Source organism: Mesorhizobium sp. WSM3864, from assembly GCF_002294955.1.
In the GTDB taxonomy this organism is placed as follows: Bacteria; Pseudomonadota; Alphaproteobacteria; order Rhizobiales; family Rhizobiaceae; genus Mesorhizobium.
Genome location: NZ_NSGD01000001.1, coordinates 805,775 through 822,570, shown reverse-complemented (window position 1 = coordinate 822,570; position 16,796 = coordinate 805,775). Strand labels below are relative to the sequence as shown.

13 protein-coding genes are annotated in these 16,796 nt (G+C 63.2%); 6 read left to right on the top strand and 7 right to left on the bottom strand.

Annotated elements, in window-relative coordinates; genetic code table 11:
- Window positions 1-123: 123 nt before the first annotated feature.
- A complete protein-coding gene (locus CK215_RS04025; protein WP_095830129.1) occupies window positions 124-1,164 on the top strand; it encodes a glutamine synthetase beta-grasp domain-containing protein in 1,041 nt (346 codons plus the stop codon).
- A gap of 236 nt (window positions 1,165-1,400) precedes the next feature.
- Here the strand turns inward: CK215_RS04025 and glnA are convergent, their stop codons facing one another.
- Both glnA and CK215_RS04015 read right to left on the bottom strand, forming a co-directional pair.
- Window positions 1,401-2,810 (bottom strand): type I glutamate--ammonia ligase, encoded by a 1,410-nt coding sequence (gene glnA / locus CK215_RS04020; RefSeq protein ID WP_066989632.1) that lies wholly within the window; start codon window positions 2,808-2,810, stop codon window positions 1,401-1,403.
- Window positions 2,811-2,871: 61 nt separating this feature from the next.
- Window positions 2,872-3,210, bottom strand: coding sequence for a P-II family nitrogen regulator (locus tag CK215_RS04015; protein WP_006205430.1), 339 nt, complete (start codon window positions 3,208-3,210; stop codon window positions 2,872-2,874).
- A gap of 345 nt (window positions 3,211-3,555) precedes the next feature.
- Between CK215_RS04015 and CK215_RS04010 the strand changes: the two genes are divergently transcribed.
- Window positions 3,556-5,079 (top strand): NAD(P)H-hydrate dehydratase, encoded by a 1,524-nt coding sequence (locus CK215_RS04010; protein WP_095830197.1) that lies wholly within the window; start codon window positions 3,556-3,558, stop codon window positions 5,077-5,079.
- Window positions 5,076-6,560 carry a hypothetical protein gene (locus CK215_RS04005; protein ID WP_245418593.1) on the top strand — a complete coding sequence of 495 codons (1,485 nt, stop codon included), beginning with the start codon at window positions 5,076-5,078 and terminating at the stop codon, window positions 6,558-6,560. The genes CK215_RS04010 and CK215_RS04005 overlap by 4 nt, the downstream gene beginning before the upstream one ends.
- Window positions 6,561-7,085: 525 nt before the next feature.
- Here the strand turns inward: CK215_RS04005 and waaF are convergent.
- From waaF to CK215_RS03990, 3 genes are all read right to left on the bottom strand, one after another.
- The gene (waaF, locus tag CK215_RS04000) at window positions 7,086-8,153 is read right to left on the bottom strand and encodes a lipopolysaccharide heptosyltransferase II (RefSeq protein WP_245418592.1); all 1,068 of its coding nucleotides are present in this window, start codon (window positions 8,151-8,153) and stop codon (window positions 7,086-7,088) included.
- 12 nt (window positions 8,154-8,165) lie between these two features.
- On the bottom strand, window positions 8,166-8,942 hold the full coding sequence (locus CK215_RS03995) for a glycosyltransferase (protein ID WP_245322435.1): 777 nt from the start codon (window positions 8,940-8,942) through the stop codon (window positions 8,166-8,168).
- A gap of 420 nt (window positions 8,943-9,362) precedes the next feature.
- Window positions 9,363-10,895 carry an acyl-CoA carboxylase subunit beta gene (locus CK215_RS03990; RefSeq protein WP_095830127.1) on the bottom strand — a complete coding sequence of 511 codons (1,533 nt, stop codon included), beginning with the start codon at window positions 10,893-10,895 and terminating at the stop codon, window positions 9,363-9,365.
- Between the two features lie 396 nt (window positions 10,896-11,291).
- Between CK215_RS03990 and CK215_RS03985 the strand changes: the two genes are divergently transcribed.
- A complete protein-coding gene (locus CK215_RS03985) occupies window positions 11,292-12,740 on the top strand; it encodes a DEAD/DEAH box helicase (RefSeq protein ID WP_095830126.1) in 1,449 nt (482 codons plus the stop codon).
- A gap of 64 nt (window positions 12,741-12,804) precedes the next feature.
- Here CK215_RS03985 and CK215_RS03980 read toward each other — a convergent pair whose 3' ends face one another.
- Window positions 12,805-13,794: an alpha/beta fold hydrolase gene (locus CK215_RS03980; RefSeq protein WP_095830125.1), complete on the bottom strand. Its 990-nt coding sequence runs from the start codon at window positions 13,792-13,794 to the stop codon at window positions 12,805-12,807.
- A gap of 163 nt (window positions 13,795-13,957) precedes the next feature.
- Window positions 13,958-14,803: an SDR family oxidoreductase gene (locus CK215_RS03975; protein WP_066989643.1), complete on the bottom strand. Its 846-nt coding sequence runs from the start codon at window positions 14,801-14,803 to the stop codon at window positions 13,958-13,960.
- Window positions 14,804-14,997: 194 nt separating this feature from the next.
- Here CK215_RS03975 and CK215_RS03970 point away from each other — a divergent pair, with 194 nt between their 5' ends.
- The gene (locus CK215_RS03970; RefSeq protein ID WP_095830124.1) at window positions 14,998-16,032 is read left to right on the top strand and encodes a cysteine synthase A; all 1,035 of its coding nucleotides are present in this window, start codon (window positions 14,998-15,000) and stop codon (window positions 16,030-16,032) included.
- Window positions 16,032-16,775, top strand: a complete 744-nt coding sequence (locus tag CK215_RS03965) for an alanyl-tRNA editing protein (RefSeq protein WP_095830123.1) — start codon at window positions 16,032-16,034, stop codon at window positions 16,773-16,775. The genes CK215_RS03970 and CK215_RS03965 overlap by 1 nt, the downstream gene beginning before the upstream one ends.
- Window positions 16,776-16,796: the final 21 nt, after the last annotated feature.

Here is a 16,796-nt window from a genome sequence, read left to right as displayed (position 1 = left end):
CCATTTTGCCGCACCCTGGACGAGGAGAGTGGCATATGAATTGCATTTTAGCGCACGGCAGGCCGGCTCGGTCCGGCCATGCGTTGATGCCGCCCCGGCGTCCAAGCAACGAGAGGCACTGGAATGACCAAATACAAACTCGAGTATATTTGGCTCGACGGCTACACCCCGACCCCCAATCTGCGCGGCAAGACCCAGATCAAGGAGTTTGCCGAGTTCCCGACGCTTGAGCAGCTGCCACTGTGGGGCTTCGACGGCTCTTCCACGAACCAGGCCGAAGGCCGCAGCTCCGACTGCGTGCTGAAGCCGGTCGCGCTCTATCCGGATCCGGCGCGCACCAACGGCGTTCTCGTCATGTGCGAAGTCATGATGCCCGATGGCGTCACCCCGCATGCCTCGAACAGCCGCGCGACCATCCTCGACGACGAGGACGCCTGGTTCGGCTTCGAGCAGGAATATTTCTTCTACAAGGATGGCCGCCCCCTCGGCTTCCCCGAGAGCGGCTATCCGGCGCCGCAGGGACCTTATTACACCGGCGTCGGCTACAAGAATGTCGGCGATGTCGCGCGCCAGATCGTCGAGGAGCATCTCGACCTCTGTCTCACCGCCGGCATCAATCATGAAGGCATCAACGCCGAAGTGGCCAAGGGCCAGTGGGAGTTCCAGATCTTCGGCAAGGGTTCCAAGAAAGCCGCCGACCAGATCTGGATGGCGCGCTACCTGCTGCTGCGCCTTACCGAAAAGTACGGCATCGACATCGAGTTCCACTGCAAGCCGCTTGGCGATACCGATTGGAACGGCTCGGGCATGCACTGCAACTTCTCGACCAAGTACATGCGCGAAGTCGGCGGCAAGGCCTATTTCGAGGCGCTGATGGCCCAGTTCGAAAAGAACCTGATGGATCACATCGCCGTCTATGGTCCGGACAACGACAAGCGCCTGACCGGCAAGCATGAGACCGCGCCTTGGAACAAGTTCTCCTATGGCGTTGCCGACCGCGGTGCCTCGATCCGCGTGCCGCACTCCTTCATCAAGAACGACTACAAGGGCTATCTGGAAGACCGCCGCCCGAACTCGCAGGGCGACCCCTACCAGATCGCCTCGCAGGTCTTGAAGACGATCTCGGAGGTCGCGACCGACGCGAAGGTCTCGGCTGCGGCGTGATGCCTGCGTCGGCGGCATTCCCCGCCAGACCATCGAAGATTAAAAAGCCCTGGCGAAAATGCCGGGGCTTTTTCTAGGCCTGGCTTGCTTGGCGGCGATGAGATCCGCGCTCTCGCGACAGTGCTGGCCTGCTGTTCTGACGAGGCCCGTCCTGCGGCCTTTCCGCCCTCTGGCGAGCTGTTCACGAAAAAACCCCGGCTTTCGCCGGGGTTGTTTTCTGTCGGGAATGCAGTCGCTTACACCGAATAGTACATGTCGTACTCGACGGGGTGCGGGGTCATTTCGAAGCGCATCACCTCGGCCATCTTGAGCTCGATATAAGAGTCGATCTGGTCGTCGTCGAAGACGCCGCCTGCCTTCAGGAAGCCGCGGTCCTTGTCGAGGTTCTGCAACGCTTCGCGCAGGGAGCCGCAGACCGTTGGGATCTTCTTCAATTCCTTCGGCGGCAGGTCGTAGAGGTCCTTGTCCATCGGCTGTCCGGGATGGATCTTGTTCTTGATGCCGTCGAGACCCGCCATCAGCATGGCGGCAAAGCCGAGATAGGGGTTCGCGCCCGGATCGGGGAAGCGGACCTCGACGCGCTTCGACTTCGGCGAGGAGCCGAACGGAATGCGGCAGGAGGCCGAACGGTTGCGCGCCGAATAGGCGAGCAGCACCGGCGCTTCGTAACCCGGCACCAGACGCTTATAGGAGTTGGTGAGCGGGTTGGTGAAGGCATTGATCGCCTTGGCGTGCCTGATGATGCCGCCGATGTAGAAGAGGCAGGTTTCCGACAAGCCGGCGTATTCGTTGCCGGCGAAGGTCGGCTTGCCGCCCTTCCAGATCGACTGGTGCACGTGCATGCCCGAGCCGTTGTCGCCGAACACCGGCTTCGGCATGAAAGTGGCCGTCTTGCCATAGGCATTGGCGACCTGGTGCACGACATACTTATAGATCAGCATCTTGTCGGCGTTGCGCACCAGCGTGTCGAACTTGATGCCGAGTTCGTGCTGGGCGGCCGCGACCTCGTGGTGATGCTTTTCGACGCGCACGCCCATTTCGGCGAGCACTGTCAGCATCTCGGAACGCATGTCCTGGCAGGAGTCGATCGGCGGCACAGGGAAGTAGCCGCCCTTGATGCGCGGCCGATGGCCGAGATTGCCGGTCTCATAGTCGGTGTCGTCGTTGGACGGAAGCTCGGTCGAGTCCAGGCGGAACCCGGTGTTGTAGGGGTCGGCCTTGTACTTGACGTCATCGAACACGAAGAACTCGGCTTCGGGGCCGACATAGATGGTGTCGCCGATGCCTTCCGACTTCATGTAGGCTTCGGCCTTCTTGGCGGTGCCGCGCGGGTCGCGATTGTAGGCCTCGCCCGAGATCGGATCGAGGATGTCGCACAGGATGACCATGGTCGACTGGGCGAAGAACGGATCCATGTGGACCGTATCCGTGTCCGGCATCAGCACCATGTCGGACTCGTTGATCGCCTTCCAGCCCGCGATCGAGGAGCCGTCGAACATGACGCCGTCGGCGAACATGTCTTCCTCCACCTCCACGACGTCCATCGTCACATGCTGCAGCTTGCCCCTCGGATCGGTGAAGCGCAGGTCGACGAATTTTACATCGTTGTCCTTGATCTGCTTCATGATGTCTTTGGCTGTCGTCATGTCATGTATCCCTGTGTGCTGACGTTTTTTTGATGATGACGGTTCAGGAAGACGGGCGGAGTCAGACCGCGTCCATGCCGGTCTCGCCGGTGCGGATGCGAACGACTTCCTCGATGTTGGAGACGAAGATCTTGCCGTCGCCGATGCGGCCGGTCTGCGCCGCCTTGCGTATGGCTTCGATGGCGCCTTCGACGGCGTCGTCGCCGAGCACGACCTCGATCTTCACCTTGGGCAGGAAGTCGACGACATATTCGGCGCCCCGATAAAGCTCGGTATGGCCCTTCTGCCGACCGAAACCCTTGGCCTCGGTGACGGTGATGCCTTGCAGCCCGGCCTCCTGAAGCGCTTCCTTCACTTCGTCCAGCTTGAATGGCTTGATGATCGCTTCGATCTTTTTCATGTAGAAAGTGGCCTCCACTGCCAAAGAGACGGGTTGCGCGCCCCGCTTGCGCCTTCATCAAGCACGAAGCGTGCCAATTACCAGAGGTTGAGGGCGGTATCGGGCGATTTCCATGCCTTGCCGCATCCGAATGCAAATCCGCGTCATCCGCTGCATCGGATGCGTCATCGACGCCCAAACCCTATACATCGCTCCTCCATCCGTCTGCGCAAAACTTGAGCAGATAGCGCAATTTGCAGGCAGATTCCCCTCCGGGCGCCACCGCTTTGGGATGCATTCGGCCGCCGCTGTTTGCTTCGAGCCGCAAATCGGACAATGCTTGATCGGATGGAGATCGGCAATCCCATGCGCAATGAACTTCTTTCGCCGTCCGAAATGGCCGAAGCCGACCGGCTGGCGATCACACAAGGCCCGCTCGACGGCTACGGATTGATGCGCCGGGCCGGCGAGGCCGTGGCGGCCATGCTCATGGCGCGCTATCCGGCGGCACGGGTGCACGTGCTTTGCGGACCCGGCAACAACGGCGGCGACGGCTATGTCGTGGCGAGCCTGCTCCGGAAGAGCGGTGTCGACGTTGCTTTGTGGCGATCGGGCGAACCACGCGCGGGCAGCGATGCCGCGCTGGCTGCAGCCGATTGCCCGTTGGAGCCACGACCGCTATCTGCCTTCGCAGCCGGACCGGGATCGATGGTGGTCGACGCACTGTACGGAGCGGGGCTCTCGAAAGCACTGTCGGGCGATGCCGCCCGGGCCGTCCAGGTCGTTGCGGATCTCGGCTTGCCGGTCATCGCCGTGGACCTGCCCTCGGGCGTTTCCGGCGAAAGCGGTGCCATCCTCGGCAGCGCATTTCGCGCGGTCGTTACCGTGACGTTCGCGCGGAAGAAGCCGGGGCATCTGCTGCTGCCGGGGCGGGAAATGAGCGGCGAGATCGTGCTCGCCGACATCGGCATCGGTGACGACGTCATCGCTCGAGTCGCGCCGCGCACCTTCGAGAATGCGCCGGCGCTCTGGCTGCCTGTCTTTCCGGTTCCGGCCGTCGATGCGCACAAATACAAGCGCGGTCATGTCAGTGTCTTTTCGGGCGGTCCTGCGGCCACCGGTGCCGCGCGCCTGTCGGCGCTCGCAGCCGCAAGAAGCGGGGCAGGGGCGGTGACGGTGCTGTCGCCGGCGAACGCCATGCAGGTCAATGCCGCTCATCTGACATCGATCATGCTGCGCAAGGTCGACGCGGTTGCCGATCTCGGTGCGTTCCTTGCCGACAGCCGCCCCTCGTCCTTTGTGCTCGGCCCGGGGTTTGGCATCGGCGAAAAGGCGCGCGATTTTGCCGTTGCGCTGCTCGGCGCCGGGCACGCGCAGGAGACCGGCGTTGAAGGGCTGGTGCTCGACGCCGACGGCATCACCTCGTTTCGCGACGTGGCTGAGACGCTTTTCCAGGCTGCCCGAAAGTCCGGCGCCCCGGCGCTGGTGATGACGCCGCATGAAGGCGAGTTCGGCAGGCTGTTCCCCGAGGTCGCGGGCGACAAGGCTCTTTCGAAACTCGGCAAGACCCGCGCGGCGGCGGCGCGAGCCAACGCCGTCATCGTCTACAAAGGCGCCGACACGGTGATCGCAGCACCAGACGGCCGCGCCGCGATCAACGGCAATGGCACGCCATGGCTTGCCACCGCGGGTTCGGGCGACGTGCTGGCGGGCATCATCGCCGGGCTCCTGGCACAAGGCATGCCGGCGTTCGAAGCGGCCTGCGCGGCTGTCTGGATACACGCCGAAGCCGGCAGCCGGTTCGGACCCGGCCTGATCGCCGAGGATTTGCCTTTGGCCATGATGCCTGTGCTGCATGCGTTGGTGGCAAATGAGATGGCTGCTCGATGATGAGGCTGGCGATCCTTGTCGCGGCCGCTGCCATCGCTGTTCTTGGCGTCCGGGCGGCTGATGCAGCCGGTCGTCCGGTCACGGTCGTGGATGATCCGCAGGTGCTCGCCAAGCTCGATGCCGATGGCTTCGGCTTCACCGGTATTTTTGGCATCAGCGGCAAGGACGATCTGAAAACGCTCTATGGCGCGGCGCCGGCCTACCACGCCATCGTCGACACCGTAGCGGCCGATGTCGCAGCACTGCGCGCCGACCTGAAAGCAGGCGGCCGGCCGCTCTATGAGGTGACCGACGGCAATGTCGGCCGCATCATCGACATGCGCTGGCTGAAGACCGACGCGGCGCGTTTCCGGCTGGTCGGCGTCGTCAACCGGCTCGACCGGCGTGACTTCGCAAAGCTCGGTGGGGAAGCGGGCTGCGGCGAGGTGCGCTTCATCTACCGCCTTGCCTATAGTTTCAGGAAGAACGGCAAGGTGTTGGCCTCGAGGCTGCCGTTCAATTTCAGTGCCATCTACCGCGCAGCTCCCGACGCCGACGGCGGCTGTACCGGCGTCGCCGGGCGCTGGACGCCGCAGATCGACGAAGCGGCGGATGCCGGGTGGCTGTCCGGGGGACCGCTGGATAAAGCGAGCCTCTCCTTCAAGCAGCTCGAACTCAACGCTCAGGTGGTGCGCTTTCCTTCCGGCCAGGAGACCGAATTTGGCGGTCAGGCCGCCTATCTCATGCGCATCTTCGGTATCGACGGCACCACAATCAGCCAGAAACCGCTCGAAAATACACCGGACACCATCCGCCTTGCGCAAGACGCGCGGTTGAAGGCGAGGCTTACGGACTATGTCCGGGCCAATGCCGGTGCAATCGATCTCGGCGTTTACGAAATCCCGGATGAATTCCTGGCGAAGAAGGTCATCTCCTGGTCGACCTTCGGCAGTGCCAGGCAGGCCAATCATCCATTCACGCCACTGTTCGAACCGGAGGCGTTTGCCGGGGTCGACTATTCGAAACTGACATTGGCGGGCACGGCCGAAGCCCTGATCGAGCGGCTCGACAATGGCGCCTGCCAAGGCTGCCATCAGGCGGGCTCGACCGCCGGATTCCATTTCATCGGCCTCGACGATAGCACGACCTCGCCGCTCAACCGCATCGAGGTCGGCATCTCGCCGCATCTCCATGCCGAGATTCCGCGCCGCGAGGCGTGGCTGCAGGCGACTGTGGAAGGCAGAGAAGCGAACGGGTTTCGCCCGTTGTCCTTCGCACCACCGGCTGCGTGGAAAGACACCGGCGAGATCGCCTATACGCCGGCCGAGACGACCATGCCGTGCCTGGTGCCGGAGACGCCGCCCACTTCGGCAACAGCTGGCAATGCGGAGCCGGCACGGTCTGCACACCGATCGCGACCGCTACAGGGGTTAGGACGAGACTGGCGCAATGCCTGCTGCCCAAGGAGAGCCGGAACATCTTTTCCGGCCATCCCTGCCTGACCGGAACGATTGCCAGCGACACCGGGGAACCCTTCAACGACCGTTACAAGGTCACCGGCCAGTTCGCGGCCTTCGCGCCCGCCATTTCACGCACCGCCTATACCTGCCGGCCGCCCAAGATCGGTGTGCCAGGCGGCTTCGCCTATCGCGGCTGCGACGCGAAGGATCTGGCCTTCTCCGCTTTCAAGGCTGGCAAGCCGATGCCGAGCGAAATCTGCGGCCTGGTCGGCGGCAAGAAGTTCGATATTTGCGTGGCGACCAACAATTTCGACCAATGCCTCGGCGGCGCCGTCAATCGCGGTAACCGTCCGGCCTGCTCGGCCGATCGTTTCTGCCGCGAGGATTATATGTGCCAGTCGCTGCCGTCCGACACGCCCGGTGCCGCCAGGGTCAAGGGCATCGGCTTCTGCTCGCCGACCTATTTCCTGTTCCAGATGCGCATCGACAATCATGCGACGCCGTGGACGAACACCGCCCGCGCGAACATGAGCGCGGGCTTTGGCGCCGCCACCGAGGAATAAGCGGTCATGCCTGCTGCGGTGCGTATTTTTCGACGCTTGCCGCCAGCGCTTCGAGCACACGCTGCTCACTGATACCGCGCGTGTTCAGGACCCAGTTCGGTATCGAGATCGGAGGCTCGATGAAGGTTACCTGCTCGTTCAAGGGTCCATGCACGTAGGATCGGTTCGAGCCGAAGATGAGCACGCTTGGAATGCCTAAGGCGCCGGCTGCATGGGACACACCGCCATCGACACCGAGAAAGACGGTGGAGGCCGCGATCTGGTGCATGGCCTCTGCAATGTCGGGCGTCGAGGTGAAGTCGATCGCCTCAGGCAACAAGGCGCAAATCTGGGCGGCAGCCTGGCGTTCGCGCGGACCGCCGACAAGCCAGACGGACCAGCCCCGTTCGATGTGCTTTCGCGCGACCGAGACGAAGCGCTCGGGCGGCCAGGAGCGCATGTTCTCGAAATCGGAAGTATAGAGGGAAAGCACCGGCCTTGCCGGATCGATGCCGTTGCGCCGGCGCCACTTGGCAACGTCTTCGGACGAAATCGCCAGCCGCGGGGCCGGCAGCTGTTTTTCCTCGGCGGGCTGCTTGCCGAGGAGCGCGATCGCACAGACCTGTTCGACGAGCCTTGTCTTGCGCGGGCCGAAGGCCACGAAGGTTTTCAGCCATCCCGCGGGCAGCCGGTTGACGATGCCGAACTGGAGCTCGCGCGGATATCCGATGCGCTCGGGAATGCCCGCCAGCCACGGCACCAGGGCCGCCTTGGTGCTGCTGGTGAGCAGATAGGCTGCCTGATAATTCTCCTGGCGGAGTTCGCGCGCCAGCCGCGCCCGCTCCTTGAGACCGGGGTTCCAATGCCTCTCGACGGTCCAGGCCTTCCGGACATGCGGCATCAAGCGCGCCAGCGGCGCGGCGAGCGGCGAGGTGATGACGTCGATCGGCTGTCCAGGAAACGTCGCTGCTATGATTTGAATTGCCGAATGGCAGCGGATGAAGTCGCCGATTGCCGGCAAGCAGAACACGAGAATGGGGCGCAACGCGCGATACCTTTTCGATCCGACGCAGTCGCCGCGAACGGCGAGCATGCCGGTTCCTTGTCACGGAAGCGCTTCGCCATCAAGGATGCGGGCATAGAGTTCCAGATAGGCCTTCGCGGTTTTCGCGATCGGAAATCTGTCGGCGGCAGATTCACGGCATTTGCGCATGCACAGGTCTGCGACCTCGGCAAGACCTTCAGCAAACTCCTCGTCGCTCTCGAAGAACCGGCCCGTATCCGTGTCCACCGTCTCCGGCAGGGCGCCGCGCGCTGTGGTCAAAACGGGCGTGCCGCACAGCATCGCCTCGACCGGCGCATTGCCGAAAGGCTCTTCCCAGGCGATCGGATTGAGGAAGGCCTTCGATGCGCCCAGCAGGCGCAGCTTGTCGTCGCCGTCGACGACGCCGTTGAAGCGATAGCGGCGGGAAAGACTCTTGAAAAAGACGCCCTCGCGGCGGGTCCGACTTCGGCCGAGCAATTTCCACCGCGAGCCGCCGGCGATATCGAGGGGAAAGTCGAATTTCCTGGCGAGCTCGACTGCCCGGTTCAAGCCCTTTCCGGCGCGTGCGATGGCCGCCATGAAGAGGAGGCGATCGCTCTTCGATTCGGCCAGCCGATAGTCATCCACCGGAAAGCCGTTGTAGACGAAGGTCTTGCGGCCGTGCAGCTGGGCGTGCCGTGCGCTGATGAAGCTCCAGTTCGGTTGCGGCCGCGGATAATCCGGTAAATGGCCCCGCTCGGTGTTGAGGGTGGGGAAGTCAACCTCGACCTTCCACGCATGAAGGTGGACGATTTGGGTGTCCTTGGGGATCGCCGCGCGGCACTCGGCATCGCTCACAGCATGCCGGACTTCGCACAGTAGATGTGACGATCCAGGGCCCGCCACGAGGACGACATGGTGGCCCTGCCTGACCAGTTCAGTGGCCAGCCAGTCGACCTGACGTTCTATCCCGCCGTAGCCTTTGCACGGAACGACGCCCTTTGTTGCAAGGGTTATTAGCATTCAGCACCGTCATCACATTGATGTGATTTCAATGTGATTAGAGGTTGCCAGTTGTCAATCTCCGACGACGGATTGCGTAAGCCAGAGTTCCAGGCGCTGCCGGCCGGCTTTGGCCAAACAAGGTCTACCGATCCAGATGGTCGGCCACTCCCAGTCGCGAGGCCAAGCGGGAAGAAGAAGGGCTAAGCAACGAGAATAACGGCCAGCCTGCCGAAATGCTTGCCAGCTAGAAGGACCAGTCGCGACATCGCCGCCTCACAGCGGAATGTTGTCGTGCTTCTTCCAGGGGTTCTGCATATCCTTGTTGCGCAGCATGCGCAGCGCCCGCGCGATACGGCGGCGCGTCGAATGCGGCATGATCACCTCGTCGACATAGCCGCGTTCGGCCGCGACGAAGGGCGACAGGAACCGATCCTCGTATGCTTTGGTGTGGGCGGCGATCTTCTCCGCGTTGCCGATGTCCTTGCGGTAGATGATCTCGACCGCGCCCCTTGCGCCCATCACCGCAATCTGCGCCGTCGGCCAGGCATAGTTCATGTCGCCGCGCAGGTGCTTCGACGCCATCACGTCATAGGCGCCGCCATAGGCCTTGCGGGTGATCACGGTGATCTTCGGCACGGTGGCTTCGGCATAGGCGAACAGCAGTTTTGCGCCATGCTTGATCAGCCCGCCATATTCCTGCGCGGTGCCGGGCAGAAAACCTGGAACGTCGACGAAGGTAACGATCGGGATCGAGAAGCAGTCGCAGAAGCGCACGAAGCGCGCCGCCTTGCGGCTGGCGTCGGAGTCGAGCACGCCGGCCAGAACCATCGGCTGGTTGGCGACGAAGCCGACGGTTCGCCCCTCTACACGGCCGAAGCCGGTGACGATGTTCTTGGCGAAGCTCGCCTGGATTTCGAAGAAGTCGCCTTCGTCGGCAACCTTCAGGATCAGTTCCTTGATGTCGTAAGGCTTGTTGGCGTTGTCCGGAATCAGCCGGTCGAGCGACATGTCATGGTCCGTCACCGACTGGTAGCATTCGATCTCGGGAATCTCTGCCGTATTGGACGCCGGCAACAGGTCAATTAGCCGGCGCATCTGCAGCAGCGCCTCGACGTCGTTGTCATAGGCGCCGTCGGCGATGGAGGATCGGGTCGTGTGCACCGTGGCGCCGCCGAGGCTTTCGGCCGTCACCGTTTCATTGGTCACCGTCTTCACCACGTCCGGCCCGGTGACGAACATGTAGGAGGTGTCGCGCATCATGAAGATGAAGTCGGTCATGGCCGGCGAATAGACATCGCCGCCGGCACACGGGCCCATGATCAGCGAAATCTGCGGGATGACGCCGGAGGCGAGCACGTTGCGCTGAAAAATCTCGGCATAGCCGCCGAGCGCGGCCACGCCTTCCTGGATGCGTGCGCCGCCCGCGTCGTAGAAGCCGATGATCGGCGCGCGATTGCGCAGCGCCATCTCCTGCACCTTGACCACCTTCTCGGCATGCGCCTCAGACAGCGAGCCGCCGAAGACGGTGAAATCCTTGGCAAAAAGGTAGACTGGACGGCCGTTGACGGTGCCCCAGCCTGTGACGACGCCGTCGCCCGCGATCTTGGTTTTCTCCATGCCGAAGTCGGTTGAGCGGTGCTCGACATACATGTCGAACTCCTCGAACGAACCTTCGTCGAGGAAGACGTCGATGCGCTCGCGGGCGGTGAGCTTGCCCTTCTTGTGCTGGGCCTCGATCCGTTGCTTGCCGCCGCCCATCCGGGCGATCTCGCGGCGGCGCTCGAGTTCCTTCAGCACGTCCTTCATCGCTGCCCCCACAATAGAAAGGTGGTTTGTGGTAATCGTGAGGGCAGCGCAGCGCAAGCGTCGCTTTTCGCACGCCGTTTTGTTGCGCTGCAACATCGGCCCTTGCATTTTGCGGCGGACTCGGCCATATGCGGCCCATAGGCGCTTGGGCCGAACTTCGGCTTTCTCCACTAATTGAGACTGGTTGCGTCTGTTTTCCCTCTTTCCGGTTGGCCCTCCCGTCGATCGGCAAGCTGGCGAAAGAGCCCCGGGGCATGACGCCCGCGGGCACGACAGCGCAGCCGCGCGGACGCTCCCCGTCCGCCGCCTTGTCGTTTCCTGACAATTTTTCGACGGCAGGTTGCGCCCTGCCGCCATGATGTTTGCGGCCACAGCGCCGCGTGAAAGAAGACTATTTTGACCAATGAAAATCAGGCGGACCAGAACGGTTTCGCTACCCTTGGAATCACCGGCGCGCTGCTCAAGGCCGCCAATGCCGCGGGCTTCACGGATCCGAAGCCGATCCAGGTGCAGGCGATCCCGCCGCAGATCGAAGGCCGCGACATATTCGGCATTGCTCAGACCGGTTCGGGCAAGACGGCGGCTTTCGCGCTGCCGATCCTGTCGAAGATCATCGGGCTCGGCACGAAGCGCCGGCCAAAGACGGCGCGCGCGCTGATCCTGGCGCCGACACGCGAGCTAGCGGTACAGATCGAGGACACCATCAAGCTGCTCGCCAAGGGCGCGCACATCTCGACCGCGCTCGTGCTCGGCGGCGTCTCCCGCTACAGCCAGGTGAAGAAGATCGCACCCGGCGTCGATATCCTGATCGCCACGCCCGGCCGGCTGACCGACCTGGTGCGGGAAGGCGACCTCATCCTTGCCGATACCAAATGGCTGGTGCTCGACGAGGGCGACCGCATGCTCGACATGGGCTTCATCAACGACGTCAAGCGCATCGCCAAGGCGACCGCGCCGAACCGCCAGACCGCGCTGTTCTCGGCCACCATGCCGAACGAGATCGCGGAACTCGCCAAGGGCTTGCTGAAGGACGCCGTCCGCATCGAAGTCTCCCCGCAGAGCACGACGGCGGCCGAGATCGTGCAAAGCGTGGTGCTTGCCCGCACCAAGCAGAAGCGCCAAGTGCTGTCCAAGATGCTGGCCGACGAGGCGATGCGCTCGGTCATCGTGTTCTCGCGCACCAAGCATGGCGCCGACCGCGTCACCAAGGACCTTGCCCGCGACGGCTTCGACGCCGCAGTGATCCACGGCAACAAGTCGCAGAACGCGCGTCAGAAGGCGCTCAACGATTTCCGCGACGGCTCGGTGCGTATTTTGGTGGCGACCGATATCGCCGCGCGCGGCATCGACGTCCCAGGCATCAGCCATGTCGTGAATTTCGACTTGCCGGACGAAGCGGAGAGCTATGTCCACCGTATCGGCCGTACCGGCCGCAACGGCAGGGACGGCATCGCGATCACGCTTTGCGATCCATCGGAGAACGGCAAGCTGCGGCAGGTCGAGCGCATCATCCGCATGAAGCTTCCGGTCATTGCCGATCATCTCGGCAGTCCCGACCCGCAGCGCGATCCGAAGGAAAGGACCGAGCGTCATTTCGAGCCGGCCAATGACCGCGAGCACCATGGCAGCCGTCGTGACGGCCGCCGTCCCGGCAGCGGCAACAACGGCAAGAAGCGCTTCGGCGGCAAGCCCGGTGGCGAGCGCCAATTCGCGCCCAAGCCGCAAGGCGAACGTCCTGCGGGCGCCAAGCCGAATGGCGAGCACAAGCCTGACGGCTTCAAGCGCTTCAAGGGCAACAACAAGCGCCGCTTCGGCGGCAAGCGGCCGGCGAACCGGGCCGCTTAAAGTCCCACCGAGGTTTGATTGAAATCGCATAACGGCCGGAAGCACGCTCCGGCCGTTGGTCGGCTCACGGACTTGATTGCTGCTGCATCAGCGCCTTCACCCACACCACGATCCGCTCTGTCAGAAAGCCCGTGGTCTGCGGCGATAGCGCATCGCCTGCAATGACGTGGTTGTCCGGATCGCCCGTATCGTCGACCGGCACCAGTTCGTGCGGACCGCCCCAGCGGCCGGCGACCTCGCGCGTGCGGTCCGGCCGGACCACCTTGTCGGCATCCGAGAAGATGAACAGGGCAGGGATGGTCGCCTTCTCGACCGGCGCGCGATAGGCGAGCTCGGTGAGCGCAGCCATCGGCAAGGCCGCCGCGATCGGATATTTGGTGGTCCAGAATTTTTCGTGCAGCGCATTGCGCGCCGGAAAACTGCGCTCCCTGCCGCCGACGAGCTCGGCAATCTCTCTGCCCCAAGGCAGGGTAAGGACCTCGGCGCCCGACGCCTTGACGCCGAAATTAGGCGAGATGAATGCGATTGCCGCGACGCCGTCGGAAGCACCAGGCTGGGTTGCAGCCCATGTCGCCAGTGAGGCGCCGGTCGAGGTGGCGATAACGATCACCTTCTCGCCGATCGCGCGGCCGATCGCCAATGCCTCCTCATAGTCGTTGATCCAGGCATTCACGCTGCCTTCCGCCATGGCCGCGCCGTCCTGCCCGTGGCCGGTCAGGCGGGTGTAGAAGAGATTGGCCTCGAGCTCCCCGGCGACATCGTCCGGCAGCGGCCGGATCTCGCCCTTGGAAGCCGAAAACCCGTGGATGTAGACGATCGCAAGCTTGGTCTTGGCGTGAACCAACGGGTTCGCCCAGATGATCTCCTTGTCCAATTCGTCACGGATATTGGGCACGGCCGCTTCTTCGCGCGCCAGATAGGCCTGCGGATCGTCGCCGATCGCCGAAGGATCGAAACGGATCGTCGTATCGACCGCCACGCGTGGGCCGAGGTAAAAGCCTGAGAGGAGGATAACGACGAGACCCAGTACCGCAAGCAAGATCCGTCGCCCCATGACCGACTCCAAGCAACAATTCTCAACCTATGGCGGTGCCCACCGAGAGGCAATCTCTCCCGGATCAGCGGATGTCGTGCAAAAGCCTGCGACGGTTTTGCGAAACGACTTGCATAGAAAGGCATAAAGCGCGTTGCCTGAATGCGTTTCAGCGCGAGGCGCTTTACGCCGCTTTGTCCGTTGGACTTTTTTCGCCCGGCGTCTTGCGGTCGAAATACAACGGCCGTCCCCGCCAGCTGGTGGTCAGCCCGATCACCAGTCGGCCTACGGGTCGCGGCAACAGGCCCAGCAGCTTCAGCGGCCAGCTTATGTGATAGGGGAAGGTGACTTCGAAGCCTCCCCTCCGGATGCCGCGCGCCATGCGGCGCGATGCCCGGTGAACAGGCATCAGGCCCGGCATCGGCAGCATGTTCTTCTCGGTCAGCGGCGTGTCGACGAAGCCCGGATTCATCACCTGGATGCGGATGTTCATCTTGTCGAAGTCGTATTTCAGCGATTCCGCCAAGATGTTGATTGCCGCTTTGGTGCCGCCATAGGCGGCGGTGGTCGGCCAGCCGGAATAGGCCGTGACCGACCCGACCAGGACGACATGCCCGCGTCCTCGCGTGCGCATATAGTCGACCGCAGGCACCAGTCCGTTGACGATGCCGAAATAATTGACGGCGAAGGAACGATGAAAATCGCGCACCACGAGATGCTCACCGGGGGTGGCGATGTAGTTGCCGGCGTTGAAGACGGCGAGCACGATCGGCCCCATGTCTTTCTCGATCGCCGCGACAGTGCGTGCCATCCCTTCTTCGTCGGTCACATCGCAGGGAAAGGATTTCACGTGGCCGGCCATCTGCGCGGTCTCGACCAGCAGCGTGTCGGCTGGGTCGCTGGCCAGCGCCGTCACCGCGACGGCATAGCCTTGCCTCGCCAGGTCCTTGGCCAGCGCCCGGCCGAGGCCGCTGCTGCCGCCCGTGATCCAGGCGACACCGTCTTTCGGGTTGGCCCGGTAGAGTGTCATTGGAAGTCCTGCGAATTATCTGGGCTAGTGCTCTAGCGGCGAAGAAATGGGATGAAAAGAGCGCTTTTGGATGACATCGTTGAAATGCTCGGGAGCATTGCAGCGTCCCGAATGCGACTGGACCAGGCAAAATCTTGCCTTGAAACCGCGGCTTCCGGTTTTTAGGGTCTCGCCGCACGCATAAAGGAATCCCCATGCCCCGTAATGTGATCGAAGCGATCGGCAACACCCCCCTGATCCGGCTCAACAAGGCTTCGGACGCAACCGGCTGCGAGATCCTGGGCAAGGCCGAATTCATGAATCCGGGACAATCGGTCAAGGACCGTGCAGGCCTCTTCATCATCAGGGACGCCGAACATCGCGGATTGCTGAGGCCCGGTGGTGTCATCGTCGAAGGGACCGCCGGCAACACCGGCATTGGCCTCACGCTGGTCGCCAAGGCGCTCGGCTACCGGACAGTCATTGTCATCCCCGACACGCAAAGCCAGGAGAAGAAGGACACGATCAAGATCCTGGGAGCCGAGCTGATCGAAGTGCCGGCCGTGCCGTACAAGAACCCGAACAACTATGTGAAGCTTTCGGGGCGGCTCGCCGAGCAGATGGCACGGTCGGAGCCGAACGGCGCGATCTGGGCGAACCAGTTCGACAATGTCGCGAACCGCGACGGCCACATCCGCACGACTGCCGAGGAGATCTGGACCCAAACCGGCGGCAAGGTCGACGGCTTCGTGTCCGCCGTCGGCTCCGGCGGCACGCTCGCCGGCGTTGCGCTCGGGCTCAAGGCCAAGAGCAGGCACGTCAAGCTCGCACTTGCCGATCCGTTGGGTGCTGCGCTCTACAGCTTCTATACCAGCGGTGAGCTGAAAGCCGACGGCAGCTCGATCACCGAAGGCATCGGCCAGGGTCGCATCACCGCCAATCTCGACGGCTTCACGCCGGACTTCTCCTACCAGATACCGGACGAGGAGGCATTGCCGATCATCTTCGATCTGATCCAGGAAGAGGGACTGTGCGTCGGCGGCTCGACGGGCATCAACATCGCCGGCGCCATTCGGCTGGCGCGCGAGCTTGGCCCCGGCCATACCATCGTGACGATCCTCGCCGACTACGGCACGCGCTACCAGTCGAAGCTGTTCAATCCCGAGTTCCTGCGAAGCAAGAACCTGCCGGTCCCTGGCTGGATGGACGAAAAAACCAGCATCCCGGTGCCGTTCGAAAAGGTGGCCTGATGGCGCAGAGAACCGAAGCGCTGTTTCGCGACGACGCCTATCTGAGCACGGCGGAGGCGCAAGTCGTCGCCATCAATGACCGCGGCGGCATCCTTCTCGACCGCACGATCTTCTATGCCACGTCGGGCGGGCAGCCAGGCGATACGGGCATGTTGGTGCGCGCCGACGGCAGCCGAATCGCGATCGCCGCCACCATCACCGGCGAGACCAAGGACGAGATCATCCATGTGCCGGCGCCTGAACAGGCCCTGCCGGCCGTCGGTGAAAAGCTGAAGCTCGCCATCGACTGGCGGCGGCGGCATCTTCTGATGCGTATGCACTCCGCCTGCCATCTGCTCACCGTCGTCTGCCCGTTTCCGATCACCGGGGCAGCGGTCGCCGAGGACGACAGCCGCGTCGATTTCGACATTCCCGACGCCGGCTTCAGCAAGGAGGACGTGACAGTGAGATTGATGGAGCTTGTGCGGGCCAACCATCCCGTCTTCACGCGGCTGATCACCGACGAGGAACTTTCGGCCAATCCCGGGCTTGTCAAATCGAAGAACGTGCGGCCGCCCGTCGGCACCGGCAGGATTCGCCTGGTCTGCATCGGCGAGAATGCCTCAATCGACAGTCAGCCTTGCGGCGGCACCCATGTGAAGAGCACCGGCGAAATCGGCGAGATCCATATCGGCAAGATCGAAAAGAAGGGCCGCGAGAACCGGCGCTTCCGCATCCGCTTCGGGCCGATGCCGGCGAATTGACGAGCAACACCTACCAAAGTC